The sequence below is a fragment of the Pseudodonghicola xiamenensis DSM 18339 genome (genome assembly GCF_000429365.1).
GTDB lineage: Bacteria > Pseudomonadota > Alphaproteobacteria > Rhodobacterales > Rhodobacteraceae > Pseudodonghicola > Pseudodonghicola xiamenensis.
The window spans coordinates 17925-29160 of sequence record NZ_AUBS01000042.1; the positions used below are offsets into that span (position 1 = coordinate 17925).

Consider the following 11236-nt stretch of genomic DNA (forward strand, 5'->3'; position numbering starts at 1 on the left):
TCTGCAGCATAGAAACCTATTCTGCCGGGCCGGCAGTTTCGACGCCGCCCCGATGCAGTTTCTTGTGCGTACCGGTCAGTTTCATCACGAAGACGAAGAAGACCGGCGCGAAGAGCACGCCCAGCACGGTGGCTGACAGCATCCCCCCCACCACGTTGATGCCGATCGCGTTCTGGCTGGCGGCCGAGGGTCCGGTGGCCGTCGCCATCGGCACGACCCCCATGGTGAAGGCCAGCGAGGTCATCAGAATCGGCCGGAACCGCAGGCGGCAGGCTTCCACCGTGGCCTCCATCAGTCCCCTGCCCTGTTCGATGAGGTCTTTCGCCACCTCGACGATCAGGATCGCGTTCTTCGCCGACAGGCCGACGATGGTGATCAGCCCGACGGTGAAGAACACGTCGTTCTCAAGCCCGGTCAGCGTCACGGCGGCAACCGCACCGATCGCGCCCATCGGAACGATCAGCATCACCGACAGCGGAATGGACCAGCTGCCATAAAGGCCCGCGAGGCAGAGGAAGACGAAGAGCACCGACAGGCCAATCAGGATCGGCGCCTGACTGCCGCTCTGGATTTCCTGCAGCGACTGACCGGTCCACTGGAAGGCGAAGCCGGGGGGAAGGTCGCCGGCCAGGCGCTCCATCTCTGCCAGCGCCTCGCCCGAGGAATAGCCCGGCGCCGCCTCGCCGTTGATGCGGATCGAGGGATAGCCGTTGTAGCTGACGATCTGCGCTGGCCCATAGCCCCACTCTGCCGTCGCGAAGGAGGAGAGCGGCACCATACCCCCCTGCACGTTGCGCACGTTGAGCTTCATCACCTCCTCGATGTTCGCCCGAGCATAGGGTTCGGCCTGCACAATGACGCTTTGCATCTTGCCGTCGTTGGGGAAGTCGTTGACATAGCCCGATCCCAGCGCGACCGAGATGGTGCGATTGATCTCGCCGAAGGTGACGCCGAAGGCGTTGGCCTTCTCGCGATCGACCTTGAGGTTGAGCTGCGGCCCCGGGGACAGACCCTCGATATACATCTGGCCGAGGATCGGGCTTGCCGCACCGCCGGCCATGATCTGCCCCGCGGCCTCCTGCAGCGCCGCGTTGCCCTGGTTGGCGCGGTCCTGCAGCCGGAAGGCGAACCCCGAGCCGGTGCCAAGACCCTGGATCGGCGGCGGCGAGATGGCGAAGGCAAAGCTGTCGCGGATCGAAAACAGCATTCCCGACAGCTTGCCGGCCAGTGCGCCGGCATGCAGATCCGGGCGCTCGCGTTCGGCCCAGTCCGTCAGAGTGATGAAGCTGATCGCCGAGTTCGGCCCCTGACCGGAGAACGAGAACCCTTGCACCATCACGACATCCTTCACCCCTTCGGTCGACAGGGCGAACTGTTCGGCCGTCTTGGTCACTTCACGCATCCGGAACGAGGTCGCTTCGGGGGGCGATTGCAGGGAGGCGATGAGGTAGCCCTGATCTTCCTGCGGCAGGAAGGCCGAGGGGATGCGGACATAGAACCAGCCCAGCCCGATCACCAGCGCCAGATAGATGATCATCATCCGCCCGGCGCGCCGGGTCAGCCCGCCGACCAGCCCGGCGTAGCCTCGCGAGGCGCGGTCGAAATTGCGGTTGAACCAGCCGGCTGGTCCTTTCTTCGCATGGGCGTGCCCCTTGGGGATCGGCTTGAGGAAGGTGGCACAGAGCGCCGGCGTCAGCGACAGCGCCAGGAAGGCCGAGAAGAAGATCGACACCACCATGGTCAGCGAGAACTGCTGATAGATGATCCCCACCGACCCGGGGAAGAAGGCCAGCGGAACGAACACCGCCATCAGCGCCAGCGTGATGCCGATGATGGCCCCCGAAATCTGGCCCATGGCCTTCTTCGAGGCCTCCTTGGGCGACAGGCCTTCTTCGGACATGATCCGTTCGACATTCTCGACCACCACGATGGCGTCGTCGACGAGGATGCCGATGGCAAGGATCATCGCGAACATGGTCAGCACGTTGATCGAGAAGCCCGCTGCCAGCATCACCGCCAGAGTGCCCGACAGGGCGATGGGCACCACCAGCATCGGAATGACGGTATAGCGGAAGCTTTGCAGGAAGATCAGCATCACCACGAAGACCAGCGCGACCGCCTCGGCCAGCGTATGCAGAACCTTCTCGATCGAGGCCGAGACGAAGGGCGTGGTGTCGTAGGGGATGAAATAGCTCACCCCCTCCGGGAACGTCGGCGACAGCCTGTCCAGCAGGTCGCGTACCCCCTTGGCGGTGTCGAGCGCGTTGCCCGTGGGCGAAAGCTGAATGCCGATCTGGGCCGCTTCCTGCCCGTTCAGGTAGGATTTGAACGAATAGAATTCGGCGTCCACCTCAATCCGCGCCACATCCGACAGCCGGACCAACGAGCCGTCATCACGGGCGCGCAGCACGATCTGGCCGAACTCCTCCGGCGTGCTCAGTTGGCCGGTGACCAGCAAGGTGGCCTGGGTCTGCTGGCCATCCGGCGCGGGATCGACACCGATCGAGCCGGCCGAGACCTGGGCATTCTGTTCGGCGATGGCGGCGGTGATGTCGGTGACCGACAGATCGAGCCCGACCAGCTTGGCCGGGTCGATCCAGACCCGCATCGCCCGTTCGGCAGAGAAGAGCTGCGCCTTGCCGACCCCCGGCACACGCCGGATTTCATTGAGCACGTTGCGGGTCGCGTAATCCGCGATCGCCACGGCGTCGTAGCCGGACTCTGGCGTCGCCGCCAACGAGACGAACATCAGATAGCTCGACCCGGCCTCTTCGACCAGAAGCCCCTCCTGCTGCACGCGCGGCGGCAGTGACGCCTCGACCCGGCGCAGGCGGTTCTGGGTATCGACCACCGCCTGGGCGACGCTGGTGCCCGAGGCGAAGGTTACGGTGATGGTCACCGCCCCGGTCGATTCCGAGGTGGATTCGAAATAGAGCAGGCCGGGAATGCCGTTCAGCTCCTCTTCGATCGGCTGGGTGACCTGTAGATAGAGATCCTCGGGCGAGGCGCCAGCGAACCGGGTTGAGATCGTCACCTGCGGCGGCGCCACGTCCGGATATTGCGCGATGGGCAGCGACGGCAGCGACAAGACGCCGGCCAGCACGATGAAGATCGCGATGACCCAGGCGAGCACCGGGTTGTCGATGAAAAACTTTGCCATGACAGACTCTTAATTCCCTGCGGCCGCCGTAGCGGGTTGGGTATCGATGCGTTGTGCGCAGGCGGCCGGAATTGAGGCCTCGCTTGCGACGGGATCGCTCCAGCACACGGGGCTGACGGGGGCGCCGGGACCGATTTTCTGGAAGCCATCGACAATGACCATATCACCGGCGGCCAACCCGCTTTCGACCGTCACCAAGTTTCCGGTTTCCCTGCCCAAGACAACGTTGTGCGGCTCAACCACCTGGCCGGCGCCGACGACAAAGATCTGCGCCGCGCCCGATGCGCCGCGGCGGACGGCCTGGGTCGGCACCGTGATCGCCGCATCCTGCACCGCCTGTTCGACCGAGACGCGGACATACATGCCGGGCAGCAAGGTGCCATTCGGATTGGGGAACTGGGCACGAAGCGTCACCTGACCGCTCGATCGTTCGACCGAGGCCTCGGCAAAAAGCAGCTTGCCAGGATGGGGATAGAGCGATCCGTCATCGAGATAGAGCGCGACCTGCGCCGCACCGGGTTCCACCTGCTTGAGCGCGCCCGAATCCAACGCCCGGCGCAGCCGCAACAGTTCCGACACCGGTTGCTGCATGTCCGCATAGACGACATCGAGCTGCTGGATGGTGGTCAAAACCTCCCCCTGCGCCGATACCAGGGCGCCTTCGGTCACCTGCGCGCGGCCGGTACGTCCCGAGATCGGCGCCCGGATTTCGGTATAACCCAGATTGACTTCCGCCGCGCGCAACTGTGCGCGGGCTTCGGCAAGCCCGGCCTCCGCTTGCAGTTTGGCCGTAACTGCGGTGTCGTAATCCGCCTTGCTGGTGACGCTGCGGGCATTGAGCGAGGCATAGCGACTTTCGGTTTGCCGCGCGTCGGCCAAGACTGCCTCGGCTCTTGCGACAGAAGCTCGCGCCGCCTCAACAGCGATTTCATATGTGGCACGATCCAACCGGAACAGAACGTCACCTTCCTGAACGACGCTGCCTTGTTCGTAAACGCGCTCCTCCACGATTCCGTTCACCCGGGGGCGCACCTCGGCGACTCGTGTTGCACTGACCCGGCCGGGCAGTTCCGAGGTGATGGCAACCTGATGCGGTTCGACCACGACGACACCGACGGAACTGGCTGGAAATCCTTGCCCGCAGGCGGGTGAGGAGACGATCAGACCAATCACGATCAGCACCGCAAGAAGCACGGTCTTCATCGCGTTCCGCATTTCCGCCATGTCCGAGGAAAGACGCAGATCCCCCTGCCGGCAGTGCCGATCAGAAACGAGCAACATTTTTGGTCTCCTTGTCGGATCCGGCCATTGCTTCCAGATCGCGTTTATTTTTCAAAGCAAATACTTTGAAAATACTTTTGCCCGAATATGTCAAGCAAATACTTTGAAAAATTCGAGCGGGCCGAGATCGCCGCTTACGCTATAGACAGCTTGAACCAGGCTCCGAAAACCGGCCGACCCGAACCGGCGTAAAGCCAGGTCCGGGCCGACCTCCAACCGTCCGGCGGGCCGCCATAGGGGCAACCTGCTCCTCTCGGGTGGGTGGCGCGAGATCGGAACACGGCAATGGGTGACACCCCGCCGTGGCGAGACGCCACCGGATTGCCGGCTGGTAAGGAAGAAACTCAGATCATATCGTTACCCGGCGGGAGAAAACCCTTTCGAACGCCGGGCACGCCAGGTCATCCAGGCATTGAGACAAAGCAGCACCAATACGATCACCGGCGGAATTGCATGCGGATATTCTCCATGCAGCACGACAGTGAGCGCTGCCGAGGTCATCACCGCCCCGGCAAGGGCACAGCCGACAAGCCGGAGCGCCGGTGACAGCATCAAGAGCGCGGACGTCCATTCCAGAAGCCCGGTGACAATGTGGAACCAGTCCGGAAAGCCCCAGCGGCTGTAATCGGCGAGAACTGCGGGAGAGGCGAAAATGTTGAGAGTTCCCCCGAGCACGAAGAATGCGCTCAGAAGCCCCGCGTAAACGTGCCGCCAGGATATTTTTCTCATGGTGCTGTTCCCTTTTCCCTTTGATCGACCAATTCCAGCGGACAGACGGAATTGTAGCGCCGGCGATGCCAGATCAGCGGCCAGCGACTGTCATCATTCGCGATCTGCCGCGGCTGACCGGTAAAAAGAATGTGTCCGGCCAGTTTCACCTCGGTGATGACGAGACAGTCCATCGTCACCACAGAGTCGAGGAGGCGCGGCTGCCCAGAGGGCCAGTCTTGCCAGTTGCCGTGATCGAAACGATGTTCGGCGGCAACTTTGCCGGCAAATGCGTCCGCCACCGCCTGCTGGCTTTCCGAAAGCATGGCGAAGGAAAACGCCCCGACCTTTTGGATCAGCGAGGCGAGCGCCGAACCTGCATCAATGGAAATCAGGATCCCCGGGGGCGTCACGCTGAGGGAAAGTGCCGCCGTCACGGTCCTGCCAAGGCGCTGGTCCTCGCCCTGGGCGGTCACGAGGCAGGCAGTCGCAGCAAGAGAAGCCATGGCATCCCGAAAATCCTGTTGGGCAACGGCGCCGCCGAAGTCGGAAGGCGATTGCGGATTGCCACGCTCGGCAAGGCGATTAGCGAGGGACATCACGATCCACTCCCCGGGTTAGGAGAAAACAACGTTTGCAGCTTGTTCGGGACGCCATCCATCTGATCGGCGTTTTCCGGGACCGCGCCGTGCTGGGTGATGACCGGCCAGATCTCGGCATACTTACGGTTGAACGCCACCCATTCGCTCATGCCGGGATCGGTATCCGGGCGGATCGCATCGGCTGGACATTCAGGCTCGCAAACCCCGCAGTCGATACATTCGTCAGGATGTATCACCAGCGTGTTCTCCCCCTCGTAGAAGCAATCCACGGGGCAGACTTCGATACAGTCCATGTATTTGCAGGCGATACAGTTTTCAGTGACGACATAGGTCATGGGGATCGTCCAGTTCGAAGGGGGCCGCCCGGCCGCGAGCGGGAGAGATGCCTTGGCAGGGCGCACCTCCCCCGCTCAGGCGAGGTTCGCTTCGGCGAATTCGTAGTTCGCCAGATTGTCGAGGAAATTGGTCACGTAGTCCGGACGCCGGTTGCGGAAATCGACGTAATAGCTGTGTTCCCAGACATCGAGGCCCAGCAGCGCGGTGCCTTCGCCGGTGGCCAGTGGGTTCACGCCATTGGGTGTCTTGGTCACGGCCAGGGTGCCGTCGGCCTTCTGGATCAGCCAGGCCCAGCCCGAGCCGAACTGGCCGACAGCGGCGGCCTTGAACGCATCCTTGAACTGATCGACGGAACCGAAGGCCTCGACGATCTTGGCTTCCAGCTTGCCCGGCATCGCACCACCGGCCGGCGACAGCGCGTTCCAGAAGTGGATATGGTTCCAATGCTGCCCTGCATTGTTGAAGACAGGTGCACGCGCCGGATCGCCATAGGTCAGGGAGATGATGTCTTCCAACGTCTTGCCTTGCAGGTCGGCATTCGCCTCGACGAAGCCGTTGAGCGCGGTGACATAGGCCTGATGGTGCTTGTCATGGTGCAGTTCGAGCGTTTCCTGGCTCATGCCGCGTTCTGCGAGGGCGGCATGTGCATAGGTCAATGAGGGCAGTTCGAAAGCCATTGTCTCTCTCCTTCTGAGCCGGCGCTTGCGCTAGGCGACTCATTTTGATAATTAATCAAGCATGAGCTTTGAAAAACATTGAGACCAATATGTCAAGCGATGACTTGGAAAATTATGCGTGGTCCCCCCGCGGCCCAGCCGAGCGCATCCTGATAACGCTCAAGATGCAGGGCGCGTTGACGTCATCTCAAATCGGTGAAAAGCTCGGGATTACCGGCGAAGCGGCAAGACAGCAGCTTACGAAACTGGCGGAAGAGGGCGTCGTGCGGGACGAACGCCGCGCCTCAGGACGAGGCCGCCCGTCAACCTACTGGCATTTAACGAAAAAAGGGCAATCTCGCTTCCCTGACAGCCATGCGGCCCTGACGGTGGAATTGCTTGCCTCCATCCGTGACGTGCTGGGCCAGGATGCGCTCGACCGGATCATCGGTGCCCGCGAGGGCAGCACCCAGTCCCGTTATGCGGCCGCCATGGCGGTTTGCAGCAGCTTGAAGGAGCGGGTTGAGAAACTTGCAGAGCTGCGTTCGGGCGAAGGTTATATGGCTGTCGCGGAAGAGGCTGGCGATGATGCCATGCTCCTGATCGAAAACCATTGCCCGATCTGCGCCGCGGCGATTTTCTGCCAGGGCTTTTGTCGCGCCGAGAAGACGGTTTTCGAAAATGTCCTGGGGCATGGCGCAACTGTGGAACGGCTTGAGCACATCGTGAACGGCGGGCGGCGGTGCAGCTATCTGATCAGATATGATTGCCCGGATTACCTGCCTCGCGACGAAACGGATCAGAGGTAAGCACTGTCCTTACAGGACGGAAGCCGCCTGCCTGCCCTCCGGCGACGAGCGCATTTTCGTCCACGTCATCAACAGAGCCCGCGCACGGAAAATCACTGTTGCGGCACATCGGCGCTCTCGCGTCGCTCTCCAAGCCATTCGCCCTCATCCCCCCGTATTCTACTTCTGTGCCCCAGCGTCTTCGACAGCAACGCTCGCCGTCATCCCCGCGGCAAGTGCCATCCCTTCGGGCACCTCGTCGATCCCGATCCGCACCGGAATACGCTGCGCCAGCCGCACCCAGGTGAACACGGGCTCCACTGACGGCAGGCCCTGCGCATTGGGGGCAGTGTTGCTGTCGGCGATGCCGCGTCCGAAGCTCTCGATATGTCCCGACAGGTCGTTTTGCATGCCCATCAGGCCGATACGGACGGGATCGCCTACCTCGATCCGAGCCAATTGGGTTTCGCGAAAATAACCTGTCACTCGAAAACTGTCGGCATCCAGAAGCGCGACTGCGGCCGTGCCCGCCATAGCATAGTCGCCCTGACGCAGGTGCAGGTTGGTGACATAGCCCGACACTGGTGCGCGCACGGTGGTGCGCTCGAGATTCAGCCTGGCAACATCGAGCGCCACCTCCGCGCTGCGATAGGCGGCATTGGCGGCAGCGGCCTCCTCGGCCACTTGCTCAGCGCTTTCCTGACTGATCGCCCCCTTCTCCCGCAGGGTGGCATTACGCTTGGCCTGCGCGAGTTTGAAGACCATGGTTTCGTGTGCCGTGTCGAGGTCGGCCTGCGCCGACTTGAGGGCCAGTTGAAACCGTTCCTTTGAAATCCCGAACAGGACATCGCCCGCCTGCACCAGTTGGTTGTCGCTCACATAAACGGTCTGGATCGGCCCCGAGACCTCGGGGGCGACCCGCACGACATCTGCGGTAACCTTGCCGTCCCGGGTCCAGGGCGCGTTGACATAGTAATCCCAGAGGTGGTTCCCGAGCACCAAGGCGCAGACGAGCACAGCGGCGGTCAGAGCGAAACCTCCGGCCTTATGTTTGAGTTTGGAGATCATGATGCGGCTTGCTCCAGACAAAGCATGACAGTTCCGAGAACCGTGAAGTAAAGAGCGACATCGAACAGCGCGGGGTGCCAGACGTGTCGGTACAGCCCGGTTCGCGCCAATCCGGCGTGTAGCAGCCGGTAAACGAGGTAACAGGCAAGCGCGGCAATCAGCAGCGAGGGGATGAAGATGCCGAAGAGGTCGATATCCGGTTTCATGCGATCAGCCTCCGTGCGGGAAGTGTGAATTTGGGTGGGGCAAGCCCTGGGCAGGCTCCGCTGCGCAGTCCGACAAGCGCGTCGCACAAGCGAGAGGACTCAGGGCCCGCCTCGAAAAGCACATCGTTCAGACAGCGGTCGAGGGTTTCGGCCACCGCCTTCTTGCACTTGGCGAGACCTCCGGCGCCCTGTTGATATTGCATGGCGATCTGGCCGAGCAGGTCGTCCAGAAGTTTGTGATCCCGGCGCGGCATTTCGCGCCGGATGCGCTGAAGTTCGAGCACAGTCAACCCGACGCGGAGATCGCGCAAGACGTCGTTTTCCTGCTCCTCCGACCCCGCCGGCAAAAGCGCCAGACGCGGCGCGATCAGGCCCAGCCGATCCGTCATCCGCCCGGCGATCAGTTCGGGATCGATCCGGCGCGTGCCGGAGGCCAGGTCAGCCACAACCCGCCAGCCTGAGTGCAACAACCGCGCCACGCTCCATTCGGTGCTGACCGCCCGCACTGTCGCGAGCGTCATCATCGCCAGCGCCACACCGTCAAAGGTGGCAAGGCTGGCATTGGCGAAGGCGTTGAAATCAGTGGTCACATGGTTGTCCAGTGTCAGCATGTAGATCAAATTGACACTGATCTGAAAGCCCATCAGCCAGGTCGCGGGCACCGCCAGAAGCACGCCTGCGGGGATCAGCACAAACCCCAGAGCGACGGCAAGTGCATAGAAACTGCCGACCAGCGGCATGATCGCGAATTTATACAGAAAGGCCGCGCCCAGCGCGATCAGCATAAAGGTCAGCACCTTGCGCAGCACCGGCGTCGCATTGTCCATGGCTGCGAGAACACAGCACAGGATGGAGCCGATCTGCGGAATGCCCGCGCCATAGGACCAGCCGGACCAGCTCCAGATGCCGCAGCCCACCAGTGTAACGATGACCACCGAGAGCGCCGAGCGCAGCGCGATGCCGTAGTCGACATGCAGCTCCCGCCCTTGCCGGTGCCGAGTGGCTAGGTTGCGGCGCAGCGTATGGGCCTCGCCCGAGGACAGATCGGAGCGCAGAACTTCGCAATCCGCCCAGACCTCGACCAACGCCTTGAGCCGACCGGTCAGACGCAGTGCCAGCAGAACACCCCAGTCGCGCGCGCTCTTCCAATTGAGCCCTGTCCTGGTCGATCTCAGCCAAAAGCGCATCGGTTTCCACCTTGGCTGCAGAGGCGTCAAAGGTGCCCGGCATCAGCCAGCGCACAACCGGCTCCAAGATCGCGCTGCGCTCCGCAGAGGCACAGGCATCCCGACCGAGCGCCGCCAGAAGATCTTCGGTCTCGGAGAGCAAAGGCAGCACCGCAATCATCCGCTGTTGCAGCGCGGCCATGCGTTCGGCAATGACGCGGCCCTCGGCGCCCTCATGTTCGACCTGATCAGTAAAACCACGCAGCGCCACCGCATCGGCGGCCAGTTTATGACGCTCTTCGCGAAGCACCGCACTGTCTACCTCGCCGGTCAAGACATCGCGCGTCAGTTTACGGGCATTGTCGAGCCAGCCTTCGACCCGATGTGCCAGAACCGGACCGGCATGTTGTGGGAACACCACCCGAGAGATCACTGCCGCGCAGAGAATGCCGATGGCAATCTCCTCGACTCGCGCCACGGCCACATCGAAACTTGTGCCCGGCACCTGCACCAGAGTGAAGCCACTGAGTGCAACCGTGTCCCCCCCGAGCATGAAAATATAGCTGCGGGGGGAACGATCGAGCATGCTGATGAACAGGCACAGCCCGCACCAAAGTGCAATCGTCACGCTCAGTAGCAGCGGCGAGAACACCAGATTGGGTACCAGCACGACGATCATCACCGCCCCAAGGACGGTCCCCGCCAAACGGTAGACGGCACGCGACGTGGTGCCGCCGGACAGGGGGCTGACAATGATATAGACCGTGCCAATCGCCCAATAGGGGTTGGGCAGACCGCATTGCAGAGCAATCCAATAGGCCAACATACCCGCCCCGAAGGTCTTGAGCGAGAAGAGCACATGCTCCACCCGGATGCCGCCAGGGACCATCATTTGTTTTTTTGCCTGTCTTCGAGGGTGTCGAGGACGGCGGAAACTTTGCTTAGGCTCAGGACCCATTAATCGGCTTGCGGTGCCACTGGCGGCGTGATTCACGCTCTCCAACTATAGGAGGGTGTGGTGAGCAATCTTTTCTGGCTGAGCGACGAGCAGATGGCGCGGCTCGAGCCGTTTTTTCCGAAGAGCCATGGCCGCCCACGGGTCGATGATCGTCGTGTTCTGAGCGGGATAATCTTCGTCAACCGCAATGGGTTACGCTGGAGCGATGCACCGAAGGAATACGGTCCAGCCAAGACGCTCTACAACCGCTGGAAGCGTTGGAGCGAGATGGGGGTGTTCGCCCGAATATTCGAGGGGCTGGCGGCCG

10 protein-coding genes and 1 pseudogene are annotated in these 11236 nt (G+C 62.3%); 2 read left to right on the top strand and 9 right to left on the bottom strand.

Annotated elements, in window-relative coordinates:
- Positions 1 to 16: 16 nt before the first annotated feature.
- The 6 genes from G455_RS24800 to G455_RS0119900 form a co-directional block, all read right to left on the bottom strand.
- Positions 17 to 3160 (bottom strand): efflux RND transporter permease subunit, encoded by a 3144-nt coding sequence (locus tag G455_RS24800; protein WP_051312651.1) that lies wholly within the window; start codon positions 3158 to 3160, stop codon positions 17 to 19.
- 9 nt (positions 3161 to 3169) lie between these two features.
- Positions 3170 to 4441, bottom strand: coding sequence for an efflux RND transporter periplasmic adaptor subunit (locus G455_RS0119880; RefSeq protein ID WP_229861844.1), 1272 nt, complete (start codon positions 4439 to 4441; stop codon positions 3170 to 3172).
- A gap of 357 nt (positions 4442 to 4798) precedes the next feature.
- Entirely contained in the window at positions 4799 to 5170 is a 372-nt protein-coding gene (locus G455_RS0119885; protein WP_028095290.1) for a DoxX family protein, read from the bottom strand.
- Positions 5167 to 5748 carry a flavin reductase family protein gene (locus G455_RS24805; RefSeq protein ID WP_084437147.1) on the bottom strand — a complete coding sequence of 194 codons (582 nt, stop codon included), beginning with the start codon at positions 5746 to 5748 and terminating at the stop codon, positions 5167 to 5169. The genes G455_RS0119885 and G455_RS24805 overlap by 4 nt, the downstream gene beginning before the upstream one ends.
- Complete coding sequence (gene fdxA / locus G455_RS0119895) at positions 5748 to 6086, bottom strand: ferredoxin FdxA (protein WP_028095291.1); 339 nt, start codon at positions 6084 to 6086, stop codon at positions 5748 to 5750. Before fdxA ends, G455_RS24805 begins: the two co-directional genes overlap by 1 nt.
- A 75-nt stretch (positions 6087 to 6161) precedes the next feature.
- Entirely contained in the window at positions 6162 to 6764 is a 603-nt protein-coding gene (locus G455_RS0119900; protein WP_028095292.1) for a superoxide dismutase, read from the bottom strand.
- Between the two features lie 68 nt (positions 6765 to 6832).
- On the opposite strand from G455_RS0119900, the gene G455_RS24810 reads away from it, so the two are divergent.
- Positions 6833 to 7552, top strand: a complete 720-nt coding sequence (locus G455_RS24810; RefSeq protein WP_229861843.1) for a helix-turn-helix transcriptional regulator — start codon at positions 6833 to 6835, stop codon at positions 7550 to 7552.
- A gap of 159 nt (positions 7553 to 7711) precedes the next feature.
- Here the strand turns inward: G455_RS24810 and G455_RS0119910 are convergent, their stop codons facing one another.
- The 3 genes and pseudogenes from G455_RS0119910 to G455_RS27220 all read right to left on the bottom strand — a co-directional run bounded on the left by G455_RS0119910 (position 7712) and on the right by G455_RS27220 (position 10929).
- Positions 7712 to 8599, bottom strand: coding sequence for an efflux RND transporter periplasmic adaptor subunit (locus G455_RS0119910; protein ID WP_035367086.1), 888 nt, complete (start codon positions 8597 to 8599; stop codon positions 7712 to 7714).
- On the bottom strand, positions 8596 to 8805 hold the full coding sequence (locus G455_RS0119915; protein WP_028095294.1) for a DUF1656 domain-containing protein: 210 nt from the start codon (positions 8803 to 8805) through the stop codon (positions 8596 to 8598). Before G455_RS0119915 ends, G455_RS0119910 begins: the two co-directional genes overlap by 4 nt.
- A pseudogene (locus G455_RS27220) lies at positions 8802 to 10929 on the bottom strand (FUSC family protein). Before G455_RS27220 ends, G455_RS0119915 begins: the two are co-directional and overlap by 4 nt.
- Positions 10930 to 10989: 60 nt before the next feature.
- On the opposite strand from G455_RS27220, the gene G455_RS0119925 reads away from it, so the two are divergent.
- Positions 10990 to 11236: transposase (locus tag G455_RS0119925; RefSeq protein WP_028093634.1), on the top strand; the 247-nt coding region annotated here is incomplete at its 3' end.

Excerpts from the sequence above, each read along its gene's own strand:
- G455_RS24800 (WP_051312651.1), bottom strand. The coding sequence starts at position 3,160 with ATGGCAAAGTTTTTCATCGACAACCCGGTGCTCGCCTGGGTCATCGCG.
- G455_RS0119880 (WP_229861844.1), bottom strand. The coding sequence starts at position 4,441 with ATGTTGCTCGTTTCTGATCGGCACTGCCGGCAGGGGGATCTGCGTCTT.
- G455_RS0119885 (WP_028095290.1), bottom strand. The coding sequence starts at position 5,170 with ATGAGAAAAATATCCTGGCGGCACGTTTACGCGGGGCTTCTGAGCGCA.
- G455_RS24805 (WP_084437147.1), bottom strand. The coding sequence starts at position 5,748 with ATGTCCCTCGCTAATCGCCTTGCCGAGCGTGGCAATCCGCAATCGCCT.
- fdxA (WP_028095291.1), bottom strand. The coding sequence starts at position 6,086 with ATGACCTATGTCGTCACTGAAAACTGTATCGCCTGCAAATACATGGAC.
- G455_RS0119900 (WP_028095292.1), bottom strand. The coding sequence starts at position 6,764 with ATGGCTTTCGAACTGCCCTCATTGACCTATGCACATGCCGCCCTCGCA.
- G455_RS0119910 (WP_035367086.1), bottom strand. The coding sequence starts at position 8,599 with ATGATCTCCAAACTCAAACATAAGGCCGGAGGTTTCGCTCTGACCGCC.
- G455_RS0119915 (WP_028095294.1), bottom strand. The coding sequence starts at position 8,805 with ATGAAACCGGATATCGACCTCTTCGGCATCTTCATCCCCTCGCTGCTG.